The sequence below is a fragment of the Pleomorphomonas sp. PLEO genome (assembly GCF_041320595.1).
Classification (GTDB): domain Bacteria; phylum Pseudomonadota; class Alphaproteobacteria; order Rhizobiales; family Pleomorphomonadaceae; genus Pleomorphomonas.
This window is the reverse complement of sequence record NZ_CP166625.1, coordinates 608,174-632,923: the sequence shown is the minus strand read 5'-3', so window position 1 is coordinate 632,923 and position 24,750 is coordinate 608,174. Positions and strand designations below refer to the sequence as shown.

Genomic DNA, 24,750 nt, shown 5'->3' with positions numbered 1-24,750 from the left:
AACTCGCCAGCCGGTCCTTGCCGGTATCCGCAATCCCACTATGCTGTCTCCGTCGTCCGTGGCCACAAGGGAAGGGAAGACAAGATGACCGATACAGTCGACAAAGTGGACGTGCTGGTCGCAGGCGGAGGCTATGTCGGCCTTTCCGCAGCGCTGGCTATCGCTGCTTCGGTGCCCGGCGCTCGCGTGGCGCTCGTCGATCCCCGGCCCTGGCGCGATGCATCGGGTGACCTACGCGCCTTTGCGGTAGCAGCGGCCGGTCGCCGCATGCTGATGGCTCTCGGCATCTGGGACAAGCTCGTCGAAGAGGCCGAGCCGGTCCGTGAGATGATCGTCACCGACTCTGGTCTCGATGATCTGATCCGGCCGGTCTTTCTTACTTTCGACCGACAGGAAGATGGCGATCCCCTCGCCCATATGCTGCCGAACGGCCCACTGGTCACCGCTCTCGGCGCCGCCGCCGAGGCAGCCGGCGTCCGCTTCCTGACACCGGACAGCGTTTTGGCTACCGAGCCGGTACCTGGCGGGCGCCGAGTGACCCTTACCTCTGGCAAAACGTTTCTCGCCTCCTTGGTGGTGGCCGCCGACGGAGCTCACTCGCGCCTACGCGCGGAAGCCGGAATCGGAACGAATTCCTGGAGCTATGGTCAATCGGGGATCGTCGCCACCATTGAGCATGATCGACCGCACGAGGGGCGCGCCGAAGAACATTTCCTGCCGGCCGGACCGTTCGCGATACTGCCTCTCAAGGGTGGTCACCGTTCATCGTTGGTCTGGAGCGAACGAACCGACATTGCAGAGCGCCTCGTTTCCGGTGCGCCCTTTCTGTTTGACGCCGAGCTTATCCGTCGCATTGGCCACCGACTCGGCGAACTACGGGTCATTGGCAGACGACAGGCTTTCCCGCTCGGCCTGACGCTGGCCCGTCGTTTTACGGCCGATCGCCTGGCATTGATCGGTGACGCGGCGCACGCCATCCATCCGATCGCCGGCCAAGGCCTAAACCTCGGCTTCAAGGACGCGGCCGCACTGGCGGAGGTGGTCGCTCTTGCCCTGCGAGCCGGCCGCGACCCCGGGACCACCGACGTGCTGGACGAGTATCAACGCTGGCGCGGTTTTGACACGTTGCGCATGGCGGCAATGACCGACGGACTGAACCGGCTTTTTTCCAACGACTTGATGCCGTTAAGGCTGGTCCGAGACTTCGGCCTCGGCCTCGTCGACCGGATGCCGCCGGTCAAGCGACTCTTTGCCAATGCCGCTGCTGGCGCGCCAGGACCATCGCCCCGCCTTGTCGCCGGCGAGCCGATTTGACGGGCGTGCGGTCAGCCGAAGACGATATAAGTCCGCGTGGACAGCCGCGGCAGGAGCTTCAGCATGTCGACGCGGCTTAATGCCAGACAACCGGCCGTCGGTCGAAAGTCAGGCCGCGCGAGATGAAAGAAGATGGCGCTACCACCACTCCGGATGCGCGGCCTGAGGTTGAAGTCGAGTATCAGCACCACGTCATAGACATGATCGCTCCGCCACATCGCCTCGTGGCTCCTCGGATAGGGACAGCGGACCAGGCGATTGTAGTTGCGGTCGGCGGGGTCGTCGCACCATCCGTCGTCTGGCCGGAGTGGAACAAGCGGCAGGCCGGCGCTCGGCCGCGTCCTGAAGCGATCCGGCCGATAAAAGCCACCGACGATGCGAAACCGGCCACGTGGGCTTGCACCATCGCCCTCCCGTTTCAGGGCCGTCAGCCCCGACCGGCCGATAGCCGCCTTCATCTCGACACCACCGCCGACAAGCTGTCCGCGCGTAGCGTGCGGCGACCTCACGCGAACGTGAAGGCGCGTGATTGCCGGACCCTTCGGTTTCAACTTGCCGTGCATATTTTGCACCTTGCTTGACAGACGGTCGCGAAGGACCGACAGACGGTATAATTTTGTGAAGTATCCGGCCCGCCGTGATAATCTGGCAGAGATCGGATGAATCGCCAAGCTGGCACAGTGCACCTCGAAGGCGAGGGGCGGGCTTCCGATGGCGATTATCTTTGACGGGGATAACATGACCGCTCGAAAAATTCTGATCGTCGACGACGACCCCGACCTCCGCGAGGCGCTGCTCGAACAGCTGTCGCTGTTCGACGAATTCGAGCCGATCGAGGCGGAAACCGCCACCAAAGGCATGCAGCTTGCGCGCACCGCTCACGTCGACCTCGTGCTGATGGACGTCGGGCTGCCTGACATGGACGGCCGCGAAGCCGTGAAGATCCTGAGGAAAGGTGGCTTCGCCGCGCCGGTGATCATGCTGACCGGCCACGACACCGACAGCGATCAGATCCTTGGTCTTGAGGCCGGCGCCAACGACTATGTTGCCAAGCCTTTCAAGTTCGCCGTTCTCCTGGCCCGCGTGCGCGCCCAACTGCGCCAGCACGAGCAGTCGGAAGAGGCGGTGTTCACCATCGGTCCCTATACCTTCCGTCCGTCGGCCAAGCTTTTGGTCGACGCCAAAGGCGGCAAGGTGCGTCTCACCGAAAAAGAGACCTCAATCTTGAAGTTTCTCTATCGCGCCGGCGACAAGGTGATCACCCGCGACGTGCTGCTGCACGAAGTCTGGGGTTATAACGCCGGAATCACCACCCATACGCTCGAGACGCATATCTATCGGCTGCGCCAGAAGATCGAGAAGGATCCGGCAAACGCTCAGCTGCTCATAACCGAAGGCGGCGGCTACAAGCTGGTGCCGTAAACAGAGCCGTTCGGGGTGGAAAACCCGGCCTGCGTCCGTGGGCCGGGGATTGGGCGGTTAACCTTCGGCGAGCGGCATGCTAGGGAATCTGCGTCATGCGTCGCGTGGGCGGCGCGTGAGGTATAGGTTCAGCCGCCCATTTGACCCGCCCGCGCCAGGCCATCCATGAGTCTTGAGACCGATATCAAACTGCTCGGCACGGTGTCCATGCTCTCCGATTTCACGGAGGACAAACTGCGCCTGCTCGCCTTCTCGGCCGAGAGTCGCGAGTTCCGGGATGGGCAACGCCTTTATTCGGCAGGCGATCGCGCCGACTGTGCGCACGTGGTGTCCTCGGGAGACGTGGCGCTGTTTCCGCCTGGAGAGGCGGAGTTGGCCGCGGAAGTCGTGGGCCGAGGCGCCCTTCTTGGTGGCTTATCCTTGATCGTCGATGGCGAACGAACGATGACGGCCGTGGCACGCGGCCGCGTCGAGACCATTTTGATTCGCCGACCGCTGTTCCGCCGTATGCTGGACGAGTTTCCGGAGATCGCCGCCGGCTTGCACCGGCGCCTATCGGCAAACGTTCGCGACACGACCTCGCGGTTGATGACGGTGCGCGACCGCCTCGACCGTCTCGGGAACTAATCAGACCGCGATACTGACCATCACTGGTGCATGGTCGGACGGACGATCCCAATCGCGCGCGTCCTTCAGAATTTGGAAATCGCTCACACGCTCGGCCATGTCAGGGTGGACCCAGATGTGATCGAGACGCCGCCCCTTGTCGGCCGCGCGCCAATCCTTGGCGCGATAGCTCCACCAGGAATAGAGCTTCTCCTCGAGAGGCACGAACCGCCGGGCGATATCGACATAGCCGACCGCGGCCCGGACCGCTTCCAGCTTCTCGCATTCGATCGGCGTGTGGCTGACGATCTTGAGAAGGGCCTTGTGCGACCAGACGTCATGCTCATAGGGAGCAACGTTGAGATCGCCCACCACCACATCGGGCAGCCCGTCCGCCCCCGTCGGCAGGAAGTCCTTCATCTCATCCAGGAAGCGCAGCTTGTGAACGAACTTCGGGTTGATAGTGATGTCCGGCTCATCGCCGCCGGCCGGCACGTAGAAATTATGGACCCGAAAGGCTGAGTTACCCTCGCCTATCACCGCCGAAATATGGCGCGGATCGCCGACCTTTTCGCAGAACTCGCGGACGCGGACATCGCCGAGCGGCAGGCGCGACACGATGCCGACGCCATGGTAACCGCCACGCCCTCCGTTCAGGGCAATGTGCTCGTAGCCGAGCTTGCGGAAGTCAGCCGCCGGGAACTGCCCATCCTGGCACTTGGTCTCCTGCAGGAAGAGCACATCGGGCGCCGCCTCGTTGAGCAAACGCTCGACGATAAGCCGACGCATGCGGACGGAATTGATATTCCAGGTGGCGATCTTGACCTGTCGCATGGGCTTTCGGGATCTCCGGACGTGAAAAGGCCCGCGAGCGGAAGCACGCGGGCCCGGATCGATCAGTCAGCCTTGGGCTGAACTCATTTGGCGGCCTTGGCAGCGTCGTTGAGCTTGCGGGCGCGGGAGTTGGTCGCCTCGAAGATACGAGCCGCCTTGCCGCGCAGATCGCGCAGATAGTAGAGCTTGGCCCGGCGGACCCTACCGCGGCGCACCACATCGAGCGAATCAATCATCGGCGAGTAGAGCGGGAAGACGCGCTCGACGCCCTCGCCGTAGGAAATCTTGCGGACGGTGAAGCTCTCGTTGAGACCGCCACCCTTGCGGGCGATGCAGACGCCCTCGTAGGCCTGCACGCGGGTGCGGGTGCCTTCGGTGACCTTCACGTTGACGCGAACGGTGTCGCCTGGGGAGAACTCGGGCAGCTCGCGCTGGGCCTTTACGACGGCCATCTGCTCGGCCTCGAGCTCCTGGATGATCTTGCTCATCTTTGGATTCCTTCTTTTTCCTGAGCCGACCAGAGCGCCCGAAACATCGTTACATCGAACGAAGGGGCGATACGTCAATCAACTATATGGGCGGGGTTCCTACACGAGCTGGATTGGTTTGTCGACCACTCGCGCCCAGATTCTTTGCCAAAAAGCCTCATCAAAGCGCTCATTTCCGGCCTTCGCGCGGCCCATGCGCAGCCCAGAGGTCGGGTCGGCGCTCGCGTGTCACCCTTTGGGCGTCGGCGCGGCGCCAGGCATCCACTTTCGCATGGTCGCCAGAGAGCAGCACCTGCGGGATCGCCTCGTCCTCAAAGACCGGCGGACGGGTGTATTGGGCGTGTTCGAGGAGTCCTTCCTCGAAGCTTTCTGTGAAGCCGGAGAGCTCGTTCCCCATCACGCCGGGCAGCAGCCGCACCACGGCATCAAGAAGCACGATGGCCGCTACCTCTCCGCCCGATAGAACATAGTCGCCAATAGACACCTCTTCGAGCTGACGGCGGCCAATGACCCGCTCGTCGACCCCCTCGAAGCGGCCGCAGACAATAACCACGCCGGGACCGGCGGCCAGTTCTCGCACACGCGCCTGTTTGAGCGGTGCCCCGCGCGGTGTCATCAGCAGGCGTGGGCGAAGATCGTCCAGCGGGGACACCGCATCGACGGCGCGGGCGAGCACATCGGCACGCATCACCATGCCGGGGCCGCCGCCAGCTGGGGTGTCATCGACATTGCGGTGGCGGCCTTCGGCGAAGTCACGGATCTGCGTCGCCGTCAGCGACCATCCCCCTTCGACAAGCGCCCTGCCGGCAAGGCTGACGCCCAGCGGTCCGGGAAACATCTCGGGATAAAGCGTCAGCACATCGGCCGCGAAGCCGGTCACGGCGTCCCCTCCCCGTCCGGTTCGCGAGCGTCTTCAAGAAGACCCTCCGGAGGCTCGATGATGGCCTTCCCGGCGACAAAATCGAGGGTGGGCACGACGGCGCGAGTGAACGGCACATAGACGGAGGCGCCATCCGGGCGGCGTACATCGAGGAGATCGTCAGCCCCGAAGTTGGCCACCGCCACCACGGTGCCAACCGGCTCGCCGGCCGTCGTCTCGACAGCAAGACCCACGAGGTCGGCGTGATAAAACTCGTCTTCCTCCGGCGGCGGCAGCGCCGAACGATCGATATAAAGCTTGGTGCGAGTGAGCTTTTCGGCAGCGGTGCGGTCGGCCACGCCCTCGAAAGCCACGACCAGCATGTCATCCTTCAAATGCCTCAGCGACTTCACGCGGAAGACGCCGCCCCGACTGTCATTCAGAGGACCGTAATCGGCGATGCCCAACGGATCGGCGGTATACGCCTTGACGCGAACCTCGCCGCGCACGCCATGCGCGGCACCGATCTCGGCAATCAGGATGGACTTTTGCGGCTCGGCCACTGTGGGGGTCTCCGGCAACGAAAAGGACCGCCCCGCTGGGCGGGACGGTCCCTTATAGGATGATGTCAGGCCGAGATCACTCGGTCGGAGCTTCGGCGGCGGCGGCCTTTTCGGCGCGCTCGGTGGCGCGTTCCTTGGCCCGCTCGCCCGGCTCGGCCTTGTTCGGGTTATTGCGGGCGGGACGGTTGGCGAGACCGGCCTTGTCGAGGAAGCGCAGCACGCGATCGGTCGGCTGAGCGCCCTGGTCGAGCCAGTACTTGGCACGGTCGGTGTCGAGCACGACGCGGTTCTCGACGTCGTCGGCCAGCATCGGATCGAAGGTGCCGATCTTTTCGATGAAGCGGCCGTCGCGCGGCGAACGGGCGTCGGCGATGACGATCGAGTAGTGCGGACGCTTCTTGGCGCCACCACGGGCGAGACGGATCTTGAGGGACATCGGGTTACTCCAGCTTGTTCTTGAGGTTGACTGTCTTGGTTTAGGGAGAGGCACCGCCTATCGGCGAAGAGCCTCGTGGTGCCTGATCACTTCCGTGATGATGAAGTTCAGGAATTTCTCAGCAAAATCAGGATCGAGCCGAGCATCGGCGGCAAGCGCCCTTAGTCGTTCGATCTGAACTTTTTCTCGCGAGGGATCGGCCGGCGGCAGGCTGTGCTCGGCTTTGAGCCGACCTACCTTCTGCGTGCACTTGAAGCGCTCCGCAAGAAGGTGAACCAGCGCCGCGTCGATGTTGTCGATCGAGCCGCGCAGTTCCAGGAGCTCGGCCATCACCGGATCGAGCGTCGTCATTTCTTTGGCCCCTTCGGCAGGCCGGGAAGACCCGGCAACCCCGGCAGGCGACCGCCGGGCAGACCTGGCAGACCTGGCAGACCAGAGAGGCCCGGCGGCAGCGCCCCTGGCAACCCCGGCGGGAGACCACCCTTGCCGCCGAGCGCACCGCCCATTCCCATGTCGCGAGCCATCTTCTCGAGCTGGGCCGGATCCATCTTGGACGGGTCGGGCATACCGCCGCCGCCCATCATGGCACCGAGCTTGCCAAGGCCACCGAACAGGCCGCCCTTCTGCTTGCCCATAGCCTTCATCATGTCGGCCATCTGCCGGTGCATCTTCAGCACCTTATTGACGTCGGACACGTCAGTGCCGGAACCGGCGGCGATCCGCTTGCGGCGCTTGGCATCGATGACGGCAGGCTTGGCGCGCTCTTTCTTGTTCATCGACTGGATGACGGCGAGCTGGCGCTTCAGGAGGTGATCGTCGAAACCGGCCGCGGCGAGCTGGTTCTTCATCTTGCCCATGCCAGGCATCAGGCCGAGGATACCGCTCATGCCACCGAGCTTCTGCATCTGCCCGAGCTGATCGGCGAGATCGTTCATATCGAACTCGCCCTTGCCCATCTTGGCGGCCATCCGGGCCGCCTTCTCGGCGTCGATGTTGGCAGCGGCCTTCTCGACCAGCGCCACGATGTCGCCCATGCCGAGAATGCGGTCGGCCACCCGCTGCGGGTGGAAATCCTCGAGGGCATCGGCCTTTTCGCCGACGCCCATCAACTTGATCGGTTTGCCGGTGACGGCGCGCATGGAGAGCGCCGCGCCACCGCGACCATCGCCGTCGACGCGCGTCAGCACGATGCCGGTAATGCCAATCTGTCCGTCGAAGGCCCGCGCCGTGTTGACGGCGTCCTGACCGGTCAACGCGTCGGCAACCAGCAGCACTTCGTGCGGCTGGGCGATGCGCTTGACGTCGGCCGCCTCGTTCATCAGCGCGTCGTCAACAGTGACGCGACCAGCGGTGTCGAGCAGCACCACGTCATAGCCGCCGAGCCGGGCGGCCATCATCGCCCGCGCCGCGATCTCCTGCGCCGATTGCCCGCCGACGATCGGCAGCGTGTCGATACCGTTCTGCTCGCCGAGAATCTTCAACTGTTCCATGGCAGCCGGACGCCGGGTGTCCAGGGACGCCATCAGCACCTTCTTGCGCTGACGCTCAGTGAGACGCCGCGCAATCTTGGCCGTCGTCGTCGTCTTGCCCGAGCCCTGCAAACCAACCATCAGGATGGCCACCGGAGCCGGTGCCTCGAGGTCGATCGGTTGGGCATCCGAGCCGAGCATCTCCACGAGCTGGTCGTGGACGATCTTGACTACCATCTGGCCAGGCGTGACCGACTTGACCACGTCGACGCCAACGGCGCGGTTCTTCACCTTGTCAGTAAAGGACTTGACGACGTCGAGCGCCACATCGGCCTCAAGGAGGGCCCGCCGCACCTCACGCATGGCTTCCGCGACGTCGGCCTCCGACAGCGCACCGCGACGGGTGAGCTTGTCGAAAATGCCGGCAAGGCGATCGGAAAGGCTTTCAAACATCGGCGGTCCTCGTCGAACGGTCTCTCGAACCGCTCATATGGCCTCGACCCCCACGAAACCCAAGCACCGCTTGCATCCGCGGGCGCAACGCGCTGGCGGATGTTGACCTCCGGGATCGTGCCCCGGTCGGCGGCTCGGCTGTCGCAACAGGACGAGAATGGAGGGCCATTAGCGGCAAGGCGGCGCCAAGTCAAGGAAAACCAGGTTTTGGCAGCGACATCCGCCGTATTCGTGGCTTCGCGTGCATCACCAGCCGCTTCCGCTGTCGCCGCCAATCGTCTAAGAATGGCAGAGAAATGAGAGAGCGGCGATGAGTATTCCCTACGTCAAGATGAACGGCATCGGCAACGAGATCGTCGTGCTCGATCTGCGCGGCCGCCCGGAGAGCGTGACGGCCGACGCCGCCCGCGCCATCGGCGCACAGGAACCCTTCGACCAGTTGATGGTGCTCTATGCCCCGCGCCGGCCGGACACGCTTGCTTTCATGCGCATCTTCAACATCGACGGTTCGGAGAGCTTTGCCTGTGGCAACGGCACCCGCTGCGTCGGCACGCGTCTCTTCGAGGCCGGCGCGCCCTCGCCCGTCTTTGTTGAGTCGCGCGCCGGCATCCTGTGCATCGCCCAGGCTGAGGGCGGCCTCGTCACCGTCGATATGGGCGAGCCACGCTTTGCCTGGAACGACATCCCGCTCGCCGAACCCTTCGCCGACACCCGCGCCATCGAACTGCAGATCGGACCGATCGACGCACCTATCCTGCATTCGCCCTCGGTCGCCAACATAGGCAATCCCCACGCCATTTTCTGGGTCGACGACGTCGAAGCCTACGATCTGGCCGCCATTGGCCCCATGCTGGAAAATCACCCGATATTTCCCGAACGCGCCAACATCTCGCTCGCCCACGTCACGGCGTCCGACGCGCTGACGCTGAAGGTGTGGGAGCGCGGCGCCGGCTTGACACGCGCCTGCGGCTCCGCCGCCTGCGCCGCCGCTGTGTCGGCCGCCCGCACCCGGCGCACCGGACGCACGGTGCGCGTGACGCTTCCCGGCGGCGACCTTGTCATCGACTGGACGGCCGAGAACCGCATTCTGATGACCGGCGCCACCGAGTTCGAACATGGTGGCCTACTGTCGGACGATATCTTCGCACCAGCTGCCGCCTGACGCGGTTCAGTTTATGGAGGCGGTTACATGGAACACCGCACTGCCAGCAACACAGCCCTGGTCGTCGCTGCCCTGCGGGCCGCGCATCAGACACAAGATGATGGCCGGGTATTCCGCGACCCGTTCGCCGAGGATATGCTTGGACCTGAGGGCGCCCCGCTGATGATGGGTCTTCCTATCGTGCCCGGCTATCGGACAATGCGCTTCCTCATGGCTGCCCGCAGCCGGTATGCCGACGACGCGCTGGCAGAGGCGGTAACGCGCGGCTGTCGCCAAGTGGTGATACTGGGCGCCGGCCTCGATACCCTCGGCCTTCGCAATCCCTACCGCGCGGCCGGCCTCCGGATCTTCGAAGTCGATCATCCGGCAACCCAGGCCGACAAGCATCGTCGGCTGTTGCGCTTCGGGCCCAGGCTGCCGGCCGGCCTTTCGCTGGTGCCGACGATATTCGGCGAGGATGACGTTGCCTCAACCCTTGCCGCGGCTGGCTGGCGCGCTGATGAGCCGACCTTCTTCCAAATGCTCGGCGTTGTCATTTATCTTCCGGCGGAAACGCGACAGGCGCTTTTCGGCTTCATTGCCGGCCTCCCCGCTTCAGAAGTCGTCTTTGACTATTCGACGCCTCCGGAAGACCAGGCCCCGAAGGGGCGCGCCGTCACAGAGGCGTTGATGGCCAAAGCGGCCAGTACCGGCGAACCCTGGCTTGGCCTCGCCACGCCAAACATACTCGTCAACGAACTCACTGCTCTTGGTCTTTCAGATGTCGAGGATCTCGATCTTCAGGAGCTTCGTGAACGCTATCTGGGTGAACCCCCAACCGGCGATGGTGATTTCGGCCTGCATGTCCTGCGTGCCCGGCGGCCGTCCTGAGTCAGTTTGCGATGCGGTTTCCGCTCTGGCAATTTCCGCGCCTTTCCGCCATATAGCCGGTCTGAACACAAGCATCGGAACGAAAGCATGGCGATCGAGGTGATCACCTTCGGCTGCCGCCTCAACACGGCGGAATCGGAAGTGATGCGGCAGAAGGCGGCCGAAGCGGGCCTTTCGGAGGCCGTGCTGGTCAACACCTGCGCCGTAACCGGCGAGGCGGTGCGGCAGGCAAAGCAGGCGATCCGCCGCGCCCGACGCGCCAACCCCGACGCTCGCATCGTCGTCACCGGTTGCGCCGCCCAGACCTCGCCCGAGCTGTTCGCCGGCATGGCAGAGGTCGATCTGGTGGTCGGCAATGCCGACAAGCTCACCGAAGCAGCTTATCAGGCGATCCCCGATTTCGGCGTATCCGCCGAGGAAAAGACCCGCGTCAACGACATCATGAGCGTGCGCGAAACGGCGCTGCATCTCGTCGATGGCTTCGAGGGCCGCACCCGTGCCTTTGTCCAGGTGCAGAACGGCTGCGACCACCGTTGCACCTTCTGTATTATTCCCTTCGGCCGCGGTAATTCGCGCTCGGTGCCGATGGGCGATGTGGTTGCCCAGGTGCGCCGGCTCGTCGAGAACGGCTATGCCGAGGTGGTGCTGACGGGCGTCGACCTTACCTCATATGGCGATGACCTGCCCGGCAACCCTCGCCTCGGTCGCCTCACCCGTTCCATCCTCAAGGAAGTGCCGGAACTGTCTCGCCTCCGCATCTCCTCCATCGACTCAATTGAGGCCGATCCGGACCTGATGGCGGCGATCGCCGAGGAGGAGCGGCTGATGCCACATATGCATCTATCGCTCCAGCATGGCGACGACCTGATCCTGAAGCGGATGAAGCGCCGCCATCTCCGGGCCGATGCCATCCGCTTCTGCGATGAAGCCCGGCGACTTCGTCCCGACATGGTGTTCGGCGCCGACATCATCGCCGGCTTCCCGACTGAAACCGAGGCGATGTTCCAGAACTCACTTGCCATCGTCGATGATTGCGGCCTCACGCATCTGCACGTCTTCCCCTATTCACCGCGCCCCGGCACGCCCGCCGCGCGAATGACACAAGTTGAGCGAGCCGAAATAAAGATACGCGCCTCTAGGTTGCGAGAGAAGGGTGATGCCGCTTTTCGTGCCCACCTCGACGGCGAGGCCGGTCACCATCACGCGGTGCTCGTCGAGAAAAACGGACTCGGCCGCACTGAACAGTTTACGCTCACCGAGATCGACCGGGGCGCGCCCGGCGAAATCGTGCCGGCCATCGTCACCGGCCGCACCGACCGTGCCCTCATTTCCAAGGCTGCCTGAGGCGAAGGACCAACGACATGTCGGACGACAAGAAGCCGGGTCTCATCGGCCGCTGGTTCGGTGGCGGGCGGGAAACGCCCGATCCACGTGAATCACTGAATGAGCCTGTTGTTGCCGCACCGGCCGTTGCTGATCGACCGTCCTGGTTTCATCGACTTACGAGTGGCATGTCGCGCTCCTCGCAGGCGCTCAGCGGCGGCATCGTCTCGATTTTCACCAAGCGCAAGCTCGATGCCGACACGCTTGAAGAACTGGAAGACGTGCTGATTCAGGCCGACCTCGGCGTCGCCGTTGCGTCGGCCATCGCCGAGCGGCTATCGGCCGAGCGCTATGGCAAAGACATCACCGACGAGGAAGTGAAAACGATCCTTGCCGCCGAGGTGGAGAAGGTGCTCGCCCCGGTCGCCGTGCCCTTCACGCTGAAGACGGATAAGGCGCCCCATGTAGTGCTCGTGGTCGGCGTCAATGGTTCCGGCAAAACCACCACGATCGGCAAGCTCGCCTCGAAGTTCGTTGCCGAGGACAAAAAAGTCATGATGGCCGCCGGTGACACCTTTCGCGCCGCCGCCATCGATCAGCTGAAAGTATGGGCCGAACGGGCGAATGTGCCGATCGTTGCCCGCGAAGTCGGCGCTGATTCGGCCGGTCTCGCCTTCGACGCACTGACTCGGGCGAAAGCCGAAGGCATCGACATCCTGATGATCGACACCGCCGGTCGCTTGCAGAACAAGGCGGAGCTGATGGCCGAACTTGAGAAGGTCGTCCGCGTTCTCCGCAAGATCGATCCCACGGCACCACACGACGTATTGCTGGTCCTCGATGCCACCACCGGCCAGAATGCCGTTTCCCAAGTGGAAGCCTTCGGTCGCACCGCCGGCGTCACCGGCTTGGTCATGACCAAGCTCGACGGTACGGCGCGCGGCGGTATTCTCGTTGCCATCGCCGAGAAATTCGGCCTGCCAGTGCACTTCATCGGAGTTGGCGAGGGCATCGACGATCTCGAGCCCTTCGCCGCCCGCGATTTCGCCCGCGCCATTGCCGGGCTCGGTGACTGACCGTATCCCTGAACCGACGTTTGTTCCTCGGACAGCCCCGGATTGCCGGCCGCCCACGAAATCGCTATGTGTGCAGCCTGGAATACGTCGAAGCCGCGACTGGCGCCTATCGCCCACCCCGAGGCAAGCATGTCCCTCGCCGACCTGGCCAATCCTACCCGTTTTCTGGCGTTTGCCGGCCGCCTGATTCCCTGGCTGGCCGGACTGACTGTTGTTCTGTTCGTCGGAGGCCTTGCGCTGGTAGCTCGCTCACCAGCCGACTACCTCCAGGGTGAAACGGTCAGGATCATGTACATTCACGTGCCGGCCGCCTGGCTCTCCATGCTGACCTATTCGATCATGGCCGTCTCGGCGCTCGGCACACTGGTCTGGCGGCACCCGCTCTCCGACGTCGCCGCTCGCGCCGCCGCGCCGATCGGCGCCACGTTTACGGCCCTCGCGCTGGTCACCGGTTCGCTGTGGGGCCGGCCGATGTGGGGCACCTATTGGGAGTGGGACGCGCGCCTGACCTCCGTGCTGGTGCTGTTCATCATGTATCTCGGTCTCATCGCCCTCTGGCGCACGATTGAGGATCCAACCCGAGGCGCCCGCGCCGCTGCGATCCTGATCCTCGTCGGCTCGGTCAACCTGCCGATCATCAAGTTCTCTGTCGACTGGTGGAACACGCTGCACCAACCCGCTTCGGTGTTCCGCATCGGCGGCCCGACCATCGATGCCACCATGCTGGTGCCACTCGCGGCCATGGCGCTGGCCTTTACGTGTCTTCTCGTCACCCTGCATCTGGCCGCCATGCGCAACGAGATCCTGCGTCGGCGCATCCGTGCCCTCGGCCTGACAGCCGCCGGAGCTATCAGATGATCGCTCTCCTCGGTCCCTACGCCGGTTTCATTCTCCTGAGCTATGGGGCGGCGGCGCTCGCCGCTTTGGGCCTGACGGTTTGGATCATCCTCGATCACTGGCGGCTCAAAAGCACGCTCGCCGCGCTCGAGGCGCGTGGCCTGACCCGACGCTCGGCGCGCGCCGCCGCCCGCCTGGCACCCGAGACGCCCCTGGAGACGCAGGCGTGAGCAAGCCATCACGCCGCATCGGATTTCTCGCGCTCGTCCCGCTCGCCTTGTTTCTGGCGCTTGCCGTCTTGTTCTATTCAAGGCTTGGCGCTGGCGATCCGTCGGAAGTCCCATCAGCGCTGATCGGCAAGCCAGTACCCGATTTCCGCCTTGAAGGCGTTGCCGGTCTGACGCGGAATGGTGTGCCGGTTTCCGGTCTCTCAAACGACGATCTCGCCAAAGGCGTTTTCGTCGTCAATGTCTTCGCCAGTTGGTGCGCGCCCTGCCGAGCTGAACATCCGCTCCTGACCGACCTTACAAAAGACCAGCGGATCCGCCTTTACGGCCTCAACTACAAGGATGCCGACGATCAGGCACTGCGTTTCCTCAACGGTCTGGGCAATCCCTACACTGCCATCGGCGCCGACCGAAACGGCCGCGTCGGTATCGACTGGGGTGTCTACGGCGTACCGGAAACCTTCGTGGTGGCGAATGGCCGCATCGCCGCCAAGCTGGTCGGGCCGCTCACGCGGGAGCGGATTTCGACCGAATTGATGCCGGCGATCGAAAAGGCGCTCGCCACTCAGGCAGCGCCGTAATCTCGATAGCCGAAGATGGCGCTACCGACGCGTACATGCGTCGCGCCTTGGCCGATCGCCGTTTCGTAATCCGACGACATGCCCATCGAGCGGAAAGCAACACCGGCGCGCCGCGCCAGTTCGTCCAGCAGCGCGAAATGCGGTGCCGGCGGATCGCCGACCGGCGGAATGCACATCAGCCCGGCAATGGTGAGGCCGTGCACCTCGCGGCAACGTTTCACGAAATCTACCGTTTCACGCGGTGCGACGCCGGCCTTCTGCGGCTCCTCCCCGGTATTGACCTGAACGAGCAGCTTGGGAAAACGGCTTTGCGCCTGCATTTCCTTGGCAAGCGCGGCGGCGATCTTCTCGCGATCGACACTGTGGATGACATCGAATAGGGCAACCGCCTCGTGTGCCTTGTTCGACTGCAGCGGTCCGATCAGATGCAGCTCTATGGCTGGAAAGTCCGCCTTCACGGCTGGAAACTTGGTTGCCGCCTCTTGAACCCGATTTTCGCCGAAAACCAGCTGCCCGGCGGCGATAGCCATACGGACATCCGCCTCTGGAAAGGTTTTGGAGACGGCAATCAGCGTCACTGACCCGGCCGGCCGGTCGGCTTCCGCCTCGGCGCCTTCGATCGCTGCCCGCACCCGTCCAAGTGCTTCGGAAATGGTCATGTTCTCCTCCATTCTCCGCCGAGATCGCCAAGGCCGGTAGCAAGGGTCAGTCAGGCAACGGTCTCCATCGCGCCGACCTGTCGTGCCTGTCTTTGGCGTCACCGGCCGTATTGTCAAGATGATGGAAGAAGCTCCACCTTGTTTCGCCATCATCTGGTCTTTAAGTGAAGAGAATCGTTTGCCGAAACGTCCCGCACCGGCGCGGGAGGCGACAAAGGAGAGGGTCCGCGATGTTTCAAACCTTGAGGATGGGGCGCCGCGCGTTCCTGAATGGCGTAGGCGCCGCTGGCCTGACACTGGCGCTCACGGCAGCGGCGATCCCCGTTTCGGTAACGGGTGCACTTGCCAAACCCAACCTCGCCAACCTCTCGCCCGAACAGCTTACCACCGTGCAGGCGGTCAACCGCTATTTCAACGCGATCACAAGCTTCGAAGGCAAGTTCCTGCAGACGGCGCCCGATGGCAGCGAAACCACCGGCTATTTCGTCATCGACCGCCCGGGTAAGATGCGCTTCCGCTACTATCCACCGGCGCAACTCGACATCACGGTCGATGGCCGGACGGTAGCGGTCGACGACAAGGCCATGCAGTCGCAGACGCTTTACCTTCTGTCGGAGACGCCGTTGCGTTTCCTGCTCGACAAGAACATCGATCTTCTTGAAGAAGCGGTCGTGCAATCAGTCAGCGCCGATTCCGATTTCATCGTTATCCGCCTTCAGGACCCTGGTACCTTTGTCACCAACCATCTGACGCTTTATTTCGACGCCAAGACCACCGAGTTGAAGCAGTGGACCGTGACGGACGATCAGGGGCTCGACACCACTGTCGCAATCTACGAGACCAAGATCGGTACGCCAACGAATCCCGAGTGGTTCCAGATCAACTATTCCAAGTACAAGTGATGGCTGCTCGCCAGGAGTGATCGATGACTGATGTGCCCGCTGCTGCCCGCAAAACCGAGAACCCCTGGCTCAAACTCGGGCTGGAACTTGGACCGCTTCTCGTCTTCTTTTTTGCCAACGGCCGCTTCGGTATCTTTGCCGCCACCGGCGCCTTCATGGCAGCGATGGCAGTAGCGCTGGTCGCATCCTGGATGATCAATCGGCGCCTCGCCATCATGCCGCTGGTCACGGGCATCGTCGTCGCCATCTTCGGCACGCTGACCTTGGTGCTGCATGACGACACCTTCATCAAGATGAAGCCGACCATCGTCAACTGCCTGTTCGGCGGTGCGCTGCTGGGCGGCCTCCTCTTTGGAAAGACGCTGCTCGGTTACGTTTTCGACGGTGCCTTCCATCTTGACGATGCTGGCTGGCGCAAGCTGACGATCCGCTGGGGTCTGTTCTTTTTCCTGCTTGCGATCCTCAACGAGCTGGTCTGGCGCACCCAGACGACAGAATTCTGGGTCGCTTTCAAGGTCTGGGGCATCATGCCGCTAACTTTGGTGTTCTCGATCGCCCAGCTGCCGCTTCTGTCGCGCCATGCCATCGAGCAGCCGGCCCCTCCCAAGGAGGCCGCATGAATCGGACCATTGCCAGTTTGGCGCTACTGGTCGCCGATTATGATGAGGCGATCTCTTTTTACGTCGGTAAGCTGGGCTTCTTGCTGCTCGAGGACACACCGCTCGGCGATGACAAGCGCTGGGTGCGGGTCGGTCCGGCCAAGGGCGGCACCGCGCTGTTGCTCGCCCGTGCCGATGGACCGCAACAGGCGGCGCACATCGGCGACCAGACAGGTGGCCGCGTCTTCCTGTTCCTTGAAACCGACGATTTCGCCCGCGACCACGCTCTGTTCCTAAGCCTAGGCGTTCGCTTCCTGGAAGAGCCACGCTTTGAAGCCTATGGCGCCGTCGCCGTCTTTGAGGATCTTTACGGCAATCGTTGGGATCTCATCGAACCCAAGCGAGCCGGCTGACCGACTGCCTTAGCATCGTCTCTTGCGGAGCCTGAAGGGCTGGATCAGCTCCCGCCTTTGGGTCTAGTGTTGTCCGATCCGCTTCTACGAAAAGGACATTTCCTCCATGGCTGCCCACGACTTCGATACCGTCCTCGACCGACGGCAGGTACCCACCTCGAAATGGGACCGTTATCCGGAGGGTGTGCTGCCAATGTGGGTGGCCGATATGGACTTCCCGGTTGCCGAACCCATAGCCGCTGCGTTGCGCGATCGGCTCGCTCATCCGATATTTGGCTACGGTGGCCCTGGCCCCGCGACGCTCCGCGACGTGATCGCCGCCGACATGCAAGACCTCTACGGTTGGTCCATATCGCCGGCCGACGTTGTGTTCCTGCCCGGTGTAGTGCCCGGCTTCAACCAGGCCCTGAAGGCGTTCACACAGACAGGTGACCGGTTGGTGGTAGAGACGCCCGTCTATCCGCCAATTCTCGCCGCTGCTAGCAACTGGGGGCTCACCCGCGTCGACGTGCCGGTTCTGCCAGTCTCTGAAGGCTCGGCGATCGATATCGGCCAGCTAACCACCGCGCTGACCGAGGCAAAAGCGTTCCTGCTGTGCAATCCGCACAATCCAACCGGCAAAGTGCGGACGCGAACCGAGCTTGAGGCCATCGCCGAAGCCTGCCTCACATCCGGCGCCGTGATCATTTCGGATGAGATTCATTGCGACATCGTCTACGGCGGCAAGAAACACGTGCCGATCGCCGCGCTGTCGCAGGAGATCGCCCACCGCACCATCACGTTGATGGCTGCCAGCAAGACCTACAACATCGCTGGTCTCAAGACGGCCTACGCCATTATTCCAGATGCCGAGCTGCGTCGTCGATTTACCGCTGCCAGCCTAGGCATGAGCGAAGGCGCCAATGTTCTCGGCCTCGTTGCCACGGAAGCCGCGCTCCGGCACGGCCGGCCGTGGAAAGACGCCCTTCTCTCCTATCTCGAGGCCAATCGAGACCATCTGATCGGTCGTCTCGGGAGGGAAATCTCTGAAATCCGCATCAACGCTCCTGAGGCGACGTATCTCGCCTGGCTCGATTGCTCGGCCCTTGAGCTTGGCGACGCTTACCGCTTCTTCCTCGACAAGGCCAAGGTTGCCTTCAATCCCGGCCCGAGCTTCGGCGGCGATGACCAGCATGTTCGCCTTAACTTCGGTTGCCCACGCGCCTTGCTCGACGAAGGCATCGATCGCATGGTCAGGGCATTATCGCAGCGCTGACGATCTGTTTCATAAGGCGCGCGTCGTCGTTCGTTTCAAATCCGCTATCCAAATGATCTTCAAAGAGAATTCGTAATCTATGAAAATCGGATACGGATCCGAAATGACAACGCCCCGGCGGGTGACCGTCGGGGCGTTTCGTTAGCGAATCTTTCGGGTACGAATCGAATTCGTAAGTCTCAGGCTTCAAGCCGGCGGACAATATCGTCGAGCTGATCGAGACTGCCGTAACGCAGCCGCACTTCGCCGGAGCCGTCAGGCTTGTGACGGATCTCCACGGAAAATCCCAATACGTCCGACAATCGCTTCTCGAGCGCGCGGGTATCGGCATCCTTATCGGGTTTTGCCGTCTTTGCCCGGCCATGTGGCTCGGAAATGGTAGCCTGCGCCAGCGTCTCGGCCGAACGCACCGTCAAGCCTTCCTCGACGATGCGCTTGGCCAGCGCCGCCGGGTCGGGCGCGGCGATTAGCGCGCGGGCGTGGCCAGCAGTCATCGCACCATCGTTGAGATACTGCTTCACCGATTCCGGCAGCTTGAGGAGACGCAGCGTGTTGGCGACATGGCTGCGACTCTTGCCGATCACCGCGGCAAGGTCATTCTGCGTATATTCGAATTCCTGGATCAGCTGATCGTAGCCCATCGCCTCTTCCAGCGGATTGAGATCCTGCCGCTGAACGTTTTCAATGATGGCGATCTCCATCGCCTCGCGGTCAGTAACATCCTGGATAACGACGGGGATCTCGTGCAGGCCGGCCTTCTGCGCCGCCCGCCAGCGCCGCTCGCCGGCGATCAGTTCGAAACCGTTGCCGCCACCCGGCGCCGGTCGCACCACCACCGGCTGGATCATGCCATGCTGATGGATCGAGCCAGCCAGTTCGTCGAGTTCCGCCTCCTTGAACAGCCGGCGCGGGTTTTTGGGATTGGCCCGGATGAGATCAATCGCCACCTTGCGAAGACCACGTACCCGCTCCACCACTTCGAACTCCGAGCTGGCGTCGCCAATCAGCGCCGCAAGCCCCCGGCCGAGCCGTCGACGTCCGCTCTCGTCGCTGACGCTGCTCATGACTTCCCCTTCGCTTTCATCGACCTCTGAAATCCAGCTGGAAACAGGGTCTTGTAGTCTGATGCCCCGCACCCTGCGGTAGATTTAATTTCGGATCAGAAACGCTTCAGGCGGCGACGGCGCGGAAACGCCGCTCACGCTGGATGATCTCGGAGGCCAGCTTCAGATAGGCCTGACTGCCGCTGCACTTGAGATCGTAAAGCAGCGCCGGCTTCCCATAAGAGGGCGCTTCGGAAACCCGAACGTTGCGTGGAATGATCGTCTCGTAAACGGCATCCCCCATGTTGGTGCGAACGTCCTGCACTACCTGGGCACTCAGGTTGTTGCGACCATCGTACATGGTGAGCACGATTCCGTGGATGCCAAGCTCGGGATTGAGGCTGCGCTTAACCTGCTCGACGGTGGACAAAAGCTGCGAAAGCCCCTCCAGCGCGAAAAACTCGCACTGCAATGGCACCAGGATGGAATGCGATGCCGACAGGGCGTTGATGGTGAGAAGATTGAGCGACGGCGGACAGTCGATCAACACATAGGTGAAGTGCTTTTCTCCACCGGCCTCCACCGCCTCGACATGCCGGGCGATCGCCTTTCTGAGGCGGTAAGCACGGTCCCCGGAACTGGCGATCTCCAGCTCGACACCAAGATTGTCCAGCGTTGATGGCGCCACGGTGAGGCGCGGGACCGCCGTCGGCACCAATGCTTCCCGAAGCTCCGCTTCGCCGATCAGCACATCGTAGGTCGACACCTTGCGCGACTTACGATCGATGCCGAGGCCGGTTGACGCATTGCCCTGCGGGTCGAGGTCGATGATCAACACTTCCTCGCCGATGGCGGCGAGCGCCGTACCAAGGTTGATGGCCGTCGTGGTTTTGCCGACTCCACCTTTTTGGTTGGCCAACGATAACACGCGGGGACTCAAGGGAAGGCGGTTCATCGGCGGGCATCCTGCTTTGGAAGGCCGGCGGTTAACAGCCGGCGGACGTGATCGACGAGGACTATGCGACTGTCGGGCTCGATCCGGCTCTGCTGTTCTACCAGATCGAAACTCCACGCGAGAGCGGCTTGCCGGCGCTCCGCGTCAAAATCCTGGCCCTTGTGGAAAACGCCGGTCGCTCCAGTCGTCAACCAGGGCTCGGCATAGGCCAGAAGTTTGTCGAGCGAGGCGAGCGCGCGCGCCGAAACGGCATCGAATCGATTGTCCGGATCCGCTAATCGTTCCGGTATCGACTCGATGCGATCGGAAACGACCCTGGCCGGCAATTTCAACTCTCTGGCCACCGCCTGCAAAAAGGCTGCCTTGCGCCCATTGGACTCTACCAAGGTTACTGAGCCACCCTCGATGTCGGCAAGCAGAATGGCTGTTACGAGGCCTGGGAAACCTGCGCCAGATCCGAGATCGAGCCATCGTTTCGCTGCCGGAAGCGCGGCAAAAGCCTGCGCACCATCGGCAACGTGCCGGCGCCAAATATCAGGCAGCGTCGACGGCGCTACCAGGTTCTTGACCGGCTGCCATTTCCGGACGAGTTCGACATAGGCCGTAAAGCGCGCTTCCATCGCAGCATCAAGCGGCAAGATGGCACGCACAGCGTCGAGGCCGTCGCTATCGCCTGCCATGGTCTTGTTTGCCTTGCCGACCATCAGGCCACCGCCCCTTTCGGCTGCGCTGCGAGCTTGCGTAAATGGGCGAGAAGCAGCGTCAGGCTGGCCGGCGTCACACCATCGATACGACCAGCCTGCCCGAGTGTCGCTGGGCGCACCGCTTCGAGCCTCTGTCGCACTTCGTTGGAGAGACCCGTCACGGCTCCGTATTCGAGATCGACCGGCAACGCGCGCGCCTCATCGCGCCGGAAAGCGGCAATATCGGCATCCTGACGATTGAGGTAGACCGCATAAAGCGCCTCGGTTTCCAGCGCCCCGGTCGTGACCCCATCAAAACGCCCCAGATCTGGCCAAATGGCGGCAAGACGGGCAAGGGACATATCCGGATAGGACAAGAGTTCGTAGGCGGTCCGCCGAACGCCATCCTGATTGAGCGCAAGACCGTGGCCTTCCGCCTCGCGGGGACTGAGAGAAAGCGAACGAGCCAATTGCCGGGCAGCTTCAAGCGCCACAACCTTTGCCGAGAAGGCTTCAGCGCGCGTCGATCCGACGACGCCAAGGGCGAGCCCTCGATTGGTCAAGCGCTGGTCGGCATTATCGGCTCTGAGGGAAAGCCGATACTCGGCACGTGAGGTGAACATGCGATAGGGCTCGCTCACGCCTTTGGTGACGAGGTCGTCGATCATCACGCCAAGATAGGCCTCGGCCCGGTCGAAGGTGACGCCTTCGGCCCCACTAGCCCGCCGCGCGGCATTAAGGCCGGCAACCAAACCCTGCGCCGCCGCCTCTTCATAACCGGTGGTGCCGTTGATTTGGCCAGCCAGGAACAAGCCAGTCAACTTCTTGGCTTCAAGGGTCGGCTGCAGCTCGCGAGGATCGATATGGTCGTATTCGATGGCATAGCCATACTGAACGATACGCGCATGCTCTAGACCGGGAATGGAGGCGATAATGGCGTCTTGCACATCCTCCGGCAGGGAAGTCGAAATACCGTTCGGGTAGACGAGGTCGCTGTCCAGCCCCTCCGGCTCCAGGAAAATCTGGTGGCCATCGCGATCGCCGAAGCGAACGATCTTGTCCTCGATCGACGGACAATAGCGAGGACCGCGACTACCGATCTGCCCGGAATACATCGGCGAGCGATGGACGTTGTCGCGGATGACTCGGTGGGTAGCCTCACCTGTCCGGGTGATGTGACAGGCCACCTGTGGCTGAGTGATGGCGGCGGTCAACGTCGAGAAAGGCTCAGGATCGTCGTCGCCCGGCTGGGATTCAAGGGCCGTATAATCAATGGAATGGCGGTCAAGACGAGGCGGCGTGCCGGTTTTGAGGCGCCCTAGCCGCAAACCAAGCCGCGACAGCGTCCGAGACAAGCCCAAGGCCGGCTTTTCTCCAATACGGCCGGCGGGTGTTGTTTTGGGTCCGAGATGAATAAGTCCCGACAGAAAAGTCCCGGTGGTCAACACGACGGCGCCACAGGTCAGCCGACGCCCGTCAGCCATAACAACGGCTCCGACGCGACCGTTTGAAACCACGATATCGTCGGCTTCGCCTTCGACAACCGTCAAATTGGCCGCCGATGCGATCTCTGCCTGCATCGCGGCCTTGTAGAGCTTACGATCGGCTTGGGCACGAGGGCCGCGCACGGCCGGGCCCTTGCGCCGGTTGAGCAAGCGAAACTGTATACCCGCTGCATCGGCGACTCGGCCCATCAACCCGTCGAGAGCATCGACCTCACGGACCAAGTGCCCCTTACCCAGACCGCCGATCGCCGGATTGCAGGACATGGCGCCGACCGTTGAAAAGTCATGCGTAACCAGTGCTGTCTTGGCACCGCTGCGCGACGCGGCATGCGCCGCCTCGGCGCCCGCGTGGCCACCACCGATAACAATGACGTCGAAGCGTTCCAGATCGCTCACCATCGCTCCTGATGTTGCAAGTTAGCAAACTTTGCAAAAAACGGCCGAGGTGCCCATTATTGCCGGGCCATCCACACCTGATCCCCACGTCACAGACGCCAGCCCTTAAAGCTTGGGGATGCCTTAATAGGTCAGAATTGCCCCAAAGGTCAAAGCCGAAAGCGCTGATTTCTGCGCTTTTCAAGCTAGCTCTTGGAGGAAAGAGCCGGTTTTCCGGAATCGGTTCGGTAGCGAATCCGAATAGTTTTCCACAAGCTGTGGAGTGTTTCACGTGAAACACCGTTAATATTTTGGAAGCTTGCCAGAAATGCGCCCCACTTCCCAGGTGCGGGCGAGCGATACGACGGCGTGGTCCGCGGCAACTTCGGATAATCGTTTCGGATTGGAATCGATTATTTGCCGATGCAGAACGTCGAGAATATCGAGCCAAGTACCTCTTCAACGTCAATGCGGCCGGTCAGTCGACCGAGCGCCTCGCCAGTTTGACGCAGTCGATCGGCCACGATCTCAGCTGGAAGTCCCGAAACTTCTATATCCCTGAGTGCGCTGACTGCTTGTTCCAAACACTGTCGTTGGCGTGCCCGGCTCACCAGCGGCGCCTCACCTCCGAGACGCCCAGCCGCTTCCTGAGACAATCGATGAAGGAGTCGATCAACTGAAGCTCGGTCGTGAATGGAGATCGTCAGCCCTTCGCGATTAGAAGAATTGAGATCGGCCTTGGTCTGCACACTCAGAACCTTCCCTCCCAGCGTCGTGATGTCCTGAGGAGGATCGCCGCCGTTCTCGTCAAGCCAGAGGATCAGGTCAGCGGACTGTGCCCGCGCCCTGCCCCGTCGCATACCCTCAACCTCGATCACATCGCCACCGTCCCGCAGGCCTGCCGTATCCACCAACGTAACAGCGTAGCCACCGAGATCGAGATGGACCTCCAGGAGATCGCGGGTCGTGCCGGGAATGTCGGTAACAATGGCGACTTCACGCTCGGACAGCGCATTGACCAGACTGGACTTGCCGGCATTGGGTGGACCAAGCACCACCACTTCAAAGCCATCGCGGATACGCTCGCCACGTTGGCCAGCCGATAGTTCACGCTCCATCTCCGCCCGCAAGGCACCAATCCCAGTGCCGACGGCGCTGGAAATATCTTCCGGCACATCCTCCTCGTCGGAAAAATCGAGGTCCGCCTCGACGTAGGCCCGCAAATCGATCAGGCGCCGCCGCCAGTCCTCGGCCCTTGTCCGGAAGGCGCCACCAGCGAGACGCACGGCTTGACGCCGTTGGGCTTCTGTATCGGCAACGATGAGGTCCGCGAGGCCTTCCGCTTCCGTGAGATCGAGCCGACCATTGTCGAAGGCACGACGGGTAAACTCACCAGCCTCGGCGAGCCTCGTTCCCGGAAGACTTCCAAGAAAGGCGACAAAAGCCGCAACGACCGCCCTGCCACCATGCAAATGGAACTCGGCAATGTCCTCACCGGTAAAACTGCCTGGAGCCGGAAAGAACAACACCACCCCACGATCGATGACCTCACCCCCGACGCCACGGAAGGTTTTCAAGGTCGCGTGGCGAGGTGCTGGCAACTGGCCAACGGTTGTTTCGAGTACGAATCGGACGTCAGGTCCGGAGACTCGGACCATCGCGACGCCACTTGGCAGAGCCCCGGACGACAAGGCGAAGATCGTATCGGACACGACTCAATCCTTTGGTTTGATCATTCGTTCAAGATGCCGAGCCGGGCGAGTTCCCTTGGCCAATATGAGAATGGCCGAGCCGCACAAATGGCAAAGGGCCCGATGGGCCCTTTGTATGTCGCGCAGGAA

At 62.6% G+C, this 24,750-nt stretch carries 27 protein-coding genes and 1 pseudogene; 14 read left to right on the top strand and 14 right to left on the bottom strand.

Going from position 1 to position 24,750, the window contains the following annotated elements; all coding sequences use genetic code 11:
* The first annotated feature begins 84 nt into the window (after nt 1-84).
* The gene (locus tag AB6N07_RS02735; RefSeq protein WP_370676291.1) at nt 85-1,314 is read left to right on the top strand and encodes an FAD-dependent monooxygenase; all 1,230 of its coding nucleotides are present in this window, start codon (nt 85-87) and stop codon (nt 1,312-1,314) included.
* An 11-nt stretch (nt 1,315-1,325) separates the two neighbouring features.
* Here AB6N07_RS02735 and AB6N07_RS02730 read toward each other — a convergent pair whose 3' ends face one another.
* Nucleotides 1,326-1,877, bottom strand: coding sequence for a L,D-transpeptidase (locus AB6N07_RS02730; RefSeq protein WP_370676290.1), 552 nt, complete (start codon nt 1,875-1,877; stop codon nt 1,326-1,328).
* Nucleotides 1,878-2,052: 175 nt separating this feature from the next.
* Here AB6N07_RS02730 and AB6N07_RS02725 point away from each other — a divergent pair, with 175 nt between their 5' ends.
* Complete coding sequence (locus AB6N07_RS02725) at nt 2,053-2,736, top strand: response regulator transcription factor (RefSeq protein WP_134183427.1); 684 nt, start codon at nt 2,053-2,055, stop codon at nt 2,734-2,736.
* A 165-nt stretch (nt 2,737-2,901) separates the two neighbouring features.
* Nucleotides 2,902-3,363, top strand: a complete 462-nt coding sequence (locus AB6N07_RS02720) for a Crp/Fnr family transcriptional regulator (protein ID WP_370676289.1) — start codon at nt 2,902-2,904, stop codon at nt 3,361-3,363.
* Here the strand turns inward: AB6N07_RS02720 and AB6N07_RS02715 are convergent, their stop codons facing one another.
* The 7 genes and pseudogenes from AB6N07_RS02715 to ffh all read right to left on the bottom strand — a co-directional run bounded on the left by AB6N07_RS02715 (nt 3,364) and on the right by ffh (nt 8,444).
* Nucleotides 3,364-4,176, bottom strand: coding sequence for an exodeoxyribonuclease III (locus AB6N07_RS02715; protein ID WP_370676288.1), 813 nt, complete (start codon nt 4,174-4,176; stop codon nt 3,364-3,366). It abuts the gene before it with no gap.
* Nucleotides 4,177-4,265: 89 nt separating this feature from the next.
* Nucleotides 4,266-4,664, bottom strand: a pseudogene (rplS, locus tag AB6N07_RS02710) (50S ribosomal protein L19); the annotation flags it as partial.
* A gap of 169 nt (nt 4,665-4,833) precedes the next feature.
* The gene (gene trmD, locus AB6N07_RS02705; RefSeq protein ID WP_370676287.1) at nt 4,834-5,544 is read right to left on the bottom strand and encodes a tRNA (guanosine(37)-N1)-methyltransferase TrmD; all 711 of its coding nucleotides are present in this window, start codon (nt 5,542-5,544) and stop codon (nt 4,834-4,836) included.
* Complete coding sequence (rimM, locus tag AB6N07_RS02700) at nt 5,541-6,086, bottom strand: ribosome maturation factor RimM (RefSeq protein WP_370676286.1); 546 nt, start codon at nt 6,084-6,086, stop codon at nt 5,541-5,543. Before rimM ends, trmD begins: the two co-directional genes overlap by 4 nt.
* A 76-nt stretch (nt 6,087-6,162) precedes the next feature.
* Entirely contained in the window at nt 6,163-6,522 is a 360-nt protein-coding gene (gene rpsP / locus AB6N07_RS02695; protein WP_370676285.1) for a 30S ribosomal protein S16, read from the bottom strand.
* 57 nt (nt 6,523-6,579) lie between these two features.
* A complete protein-coding gene (locus AB6N07_RS02690) occupies nt 6,580-6,873 on the bottom strand; it encodes a chorismate mutase (RefSeq protein ID WP_026791451.1) in 294 nt (97 codons plus the stop codon).
* Entirely contained in the window at nt 6,870-8,444 is a 1,575-nt protein-coding gene (ffh, locus tag AB6N07_RS02685) for a signal recognition particle protein (protein WP_370676284.1), read from the bottom strand. The genes AB6N07_RS02690 and ffh overlap by 4 nt, the downstream gene beginning before the upstream one ends.
* A gap of 310 nt (nt 8,445-8,754) precedes the next feature.
* On the opposite strand from ffh, the gene dapF reads away from it, so the two are divergent.
* The 7 genes from dapF to AB6N07_RS02650 all read left to right on the top strand — a co-directional run bounded on the left by dapF (nt 8,755) and on the right by AB6N07_RS02650 (nt 14,520).
* On the top strand, nt 8,755-9,606 hold the full coding sequence (gene dapF / locus AB6N07_RS02680) for a diaminopimelate epimerase (RefSeq protein WP_370676283.1): 852 nt from the start codon (nt 8,755-8,757) through the stop codon (nt 9,604-9,606).
* Between the two features lie 27 nt (nt 9,607-9,633).
* On the top strand, nt 9,634-10,476 hold the full coding sequence (locus AB6N07_RS02675) for a class I SAM-dependent methyltransferase (protein ID WP_370676282.1): 843 nt from the start codon (nt 9,634-9,636) through the stop codon (nt 10,474-10,476).
* 87 nt (nt 10,477-10,563) lie between these two features.
* A complete protein-coding gene (gene mtaB / locus AB6N07_RS02670) occupies nt 10,564-11,820 on the top strand; it encodes a tRNA (N(6)-L-threonylcarbamoyladenosine(37)-C(2))-methylthiotransferase MtaB (RefSeq protein ID WP_370676281.1) in 1,257 nt (418 codons plus the stop codon).
* A 17-nt stretch (nt 11,821-11,837) separates the two neighbouring features.
* On the top strand, nt 11,838-12,875 hold the full coding sequence (ftsY, locus tag AB6N07_RS02665) for a signal recognition particle-docking protein FtsY (RefSeq protein WP_370676280.1): 1,038 nt from the start codon (nt 11,838-11,840) through the stop codon (nt 12,873-12,875).
* 129 nt (nt 12,876-13,004) lie between these two features.
* Entirely contained in the window at nt 13,005-13,733 is a 729-nt protein-coding gene (locus tag AB6N07_RS02660) for a heme ABC transporter permease (protein ID WP_370676279.1), read from the top strand.
* The gene (ccmD, locus tag AB6N07_RS02655) at nt 13,730-13,942 is read left to right on the top strand and encodes a heme exporter protein CcmD (protein ID WP_370676278.1); all 213 of its coding nucleotides are present in this window, start codon (nt 13,730-13,732) and stop codon (nt 13,940-13,942) included. The genes AB6N07_RS02660 and ccmD overlap by 4 nt, the downstream gene beginning before the upstream one ends.
* Nucleotides 13,939-14,520, top strand: a complete 582-nt coding sequence (locus tag AB6N07_RS02650) for a DsbE family thiol:disulfide interchange protein (protein WP_370676277.1) — start codon at nt 13,939-13,941, stop codon at nt 14,518-14,520. The genes ccmD and AB6N07_RS02650 overlap by 4 nt, the downstream gene beginning before the upstream one ends.
* On the opposite strand, the gene AB6N07_RS02645 is transcribed toward AB6N07_RS02650, so the two are convergent.
* Nucleotides 14,505-15,179, bottom strand: a complete 675-nt coding sequence (locus AB6N07_RS02645; RefSeq protein WP_370676276.1) for a YggS family pyridoxal phosphate-dependent enzyme — start codon at nt 15,177-15,179, stop codon at nt 14,505-14,507. The genes AB6N07_RS02650 and AB6N07_RS02645 overlap by 16 nt on opposite strands.
* Before the next feature lie 230 nt (nt 15,180-15,409).
* On the opposite strand from AB6N07_RS02645, the gene AB6N07_RS02640 reads away from it, so the two are divergent.
* The 4 genes from AB6N07_RS02640 (at nt 15,410) to AB6N07_RS02625 (ending at nt 18,348) form a co-directional block, all read left to right on the top strand.
* Entirely contained in the window at nt 15,410-16,081 is a 672-nt protein-coding gene (locus tag AB6N07_RS02640) for an outer membrane lipoprotein carrier protein LolA (RefSeq protein WP_370676275.1), read from the top strand.
* A gap of 23 nt (nt 16,082-16,104) precedes the next feature.
* Nucleotides 16,105-16,701 (top strand): septation protein A, encoded by a 597-nt coding sequence (locus AB6N07_RS02635; protein WP_370676274.1) that lies wholly within the window; start codon nt 16,105-16,107, stop codon nt 16,699-16,701.
* Nucleotides 16,698-17,093 carry a VOC family protein gene (locus AB6N07_RS02630; RefSeq protein ID WP_370676273.1) on the top strand — a complete coding sequence of 132 codons (396 nt, stop codon included), beginning with the start codon at nt 16,698-16,700 and terminating at the stop codon, nt 17,091-17,093. The genes AB6N07_RS02635 and AB6N07_RS02630 overlap by 4 nt, the downstream gene beginning before the upstream one ends.
* A 106-nt stretch (nt 17,094-17,199) precedes the next feature.
* The gene (locus tag AB6N07_RS02625) at nt 17,200-18,348 is read left to right on the top strand and encodes a MalY/PatB family protein (RefSeq protein ID WP_370676272.1); all 1,149 of its coding nucleotides are present in this window, start codon (nt 17,200-17,202) and stop codon (nt 18,346-18,348) included.
* Nucleotides 18,349-18,527: 179 nt separating this feature from the next.
* Here AB6N07_RS02625 and AB6N07_RS02620 read toward each other — a convergent pair whose 3' ends face one another.
* The 5 genes from AB6N07_RS02620 to mnmE all read right to left on the bottom strand — a co-directional run bounded on the left by AB6N07_RS02620 (nt 18,528) and on the right by mnmE (nt 24,567).
* Nucleotides 18,528-19,412 (bottom strand): ParB/RepB/Spo0J family partition protein, encoded by an 885-nt coding sequence (locus AB6N07_RS02620; protein WP_370676271.1) that lies wholly within the window; start codon nt 19,410-19,412, stop codon nt 18,528-18,530.
* 106 nt (nt 19,413-19,518) lie between these two features.
* A complete protein-coding gene (locus AB6N07_RS02615) occupies nt 19,519-20,346 on the bottom strand; it encodes a ParA family protein (protein ID WP_370676270.1) in 828 nt (275 codons plus the stop codon).
* Entirely contained in the window at nt 20,343-21,050 is a 708-nt protein-coding gene (rsmG, locus tag AB6N07_RS02610) for a 16S rRNA (guanine(527)-N(7))-methyltransferase RsmG (protein ID WP_370676269.1), read from the bottom strand. Before rsmG ends, AB6N07_RS02615 begins: the two co-directional genes overlap by 4 nt.
* On the bottom strand, nt 21,050-22,933 hold the full coding sequence (mnmG, locus tag AB6N07_RS02605) for a tRNA uridine-5-carboxymethylaminomethyl(34) synthesis enzyme MnmG (RefSeq protein WP_370676268.1): 1,884 nt from the start codon (nt 22,931-22,933) through the stop codon (nt 21,050-21,052). Before mnmG ends, rsmG begins: the two co-directional genes overlap by 1 nt.
* 389 nt (nt 22,934-23,322) lie before the next feature.
* Nucleotides 23,323-24,567: a tRNA uridine-5-carboxymethylaminomethyl(34) synthesis GTPase MnmE gene (mnmE, locus tag AB6N07_RS02600; RefSeq protein ID WP_370678180.1), complete on the bottom strand. Its 1,245-nt coding sequence runs from the start codon at nt 24,565-24,567 to the stop codon at nt 23,323-23,325.
* Nucleotides 24,568-24,750: the final 183 nt, after the last annotated feature.

Coding starts and splice junctions, on each gene's coding strand:
- AB6N07_RS02645 (WP_370676276.1), bottom strand. CDS start 15,179: ATGACCATTTCCGAAGCACTTGGACGGGTGCGGGCAGCGATCGAAGGC.
- mtaB (WP_370676281.1), top strand. CDS start 10,564: ATGGCGATCGAGGTGATCACCTTCGGCTGCCGCCTCAACACGGCGGAA.
- rsmG (WP_370676269.1), bottom strand. CDS start 21,050: ATGGTCGGCAAGGCAAACAAGACCATGGCAGGCGATAGCGACGGCCTC.
- AB6N07_RS02625 (WP_370676272.1), top strand. CDS start 17,200: ATGGCTGCCCACGACTTCGATACCGTCCTCGACCGACGGCAGGTACCC.
- dapF (WP_370676283.1), top strand. CDS start 8,755: ATGAGTATTCCCTACGTCAAGATGAACGGCATCGGCAACGAGATCGTC.
- AB6N07_RS02690 (WP_026791451.1), bottom strand. CDS start 6,873: ATGACGACGCTCGATCCGGTGATGGCCGAGCTCCTGGAACTGCGCGGC.
- AB6N07_RS02725 (WP_134183427.1), top strand. CDS start 2,053: ATGACCGCTCGAAAAATTCTGATCGTCGACGACGACCCCGACCTCCGC.
- AB6N07_RS02630 (WP_370676273.1), top strand. CDS start 16,698: ATGAATCGGACCATTGCCAGTTTGGCGCTACTGGTCGCCGATTATGAT.
- AB6N07_RS02675 (WP_370676282.1), top strand. CDS start 9,634: ATGGAACACCGCACTGCCAGCAACACAGCCCTGGTCGTCGCTGCCCTG.
- AB6N07_RS02635 (WP_370676274.1), top strand. CDS start 16,105: ATGACTGATGTGCCCGCTGCTGCCCGCAAAACCGAGAACCCCTGGCTC.
- rpsP (WP_370676285.1), bottom strand. CDS start 6,522: ATGTCCCTCAAGATCCGTCTCGCCCGTGGTGGCGCCAAGAAGCGTCCG.
- AB6N07_RS02730 (WP_370676290.1), bottom strand. CDS start 1,877: ATGCACGGCAAGTTGAAACCGAAGGGTCCGGCAATCACGCGCCTTCAC.
- mnmE (WP_370678180.1), bottom strand. CDS start 24,567: ATGGTCCGAGTCTCCGGACCTGACGTCCGATTCGTACTCGAAACAACC.
- AB6N07_RS02715 (WP_370676288.1), bottom strand. CDS start 4,176: ATGCGACAGGTCAAGATCGCCACCTGGAATATCAATTCCGTCCGCATG.
- AB6N07_RS02660 (WP_370676279.1), top strand. CDS start 13,005: ATGTCCCTCGCCGACCTGGCCAATCCTACCCGTTTTCTGGCGTTTGCC.
- AB6N07_RS02640 (WP_370676275.1), top strand. CDS start 15,410: ATGTTTCAAACCTTGAGGATGGGGCGCCGCGCGTTCCTGAATGGCGTA.
- AB6N07_RS02720 (WP_370676289.1), top strand. CDS start 2,902: ATGAGTCTTGAGACCGATATCAAACTGCTCGGCACGGTGTCCATGCTC.
- ccmD (WP_370676278.1), top strand. CDS start 13,730: ATGATCGCTCTCCTCGGTCCCTACGCCGGTTTCATTCTCCTGAGCTAT.
- AB6N07_RS02620 (WP_370676271.1), bottom strand. CDS start 19,412: ATGAGCAGCGTCAGCGACGAGAGCGGACGTCGACGGCTCGGCCGGGGG.
- mnmG (WP_370676268.1), bottom strand. CDS start 22,933: ATGGTGAGCGATCTGGAACGCTTCGACGTCATTGTTATCGGTGGTGGC.
- ffh (WP_370676284.1), bottom strand. CDS start 8,444: ATGTTTGAAAGCCTTTCCGATCGCCTTGCCGGCATTTTCGACAAGCTC.
- AB6N07_RS02615 (WP_370676270.1), bottom strand. CDS start 20,346: ATGAACCGCCTTCCCTTGAGTCCCCGCGTGTTATCGTTGGCCAACCAA.
- AB6N07_RS02735 (WP_370676291.1), top strand. CDS start 85: ATGACCGATACAGTCGACAAAGTGGACGTGCTGGTCGCAGGCGGAGGC.
- ftsY (WP_370676280.1), top strand. CDS start 11,838: ATGTCGGACGACAAGAAGCCGGGTCTCATCGGCCGCTGGTTCGGTGGC.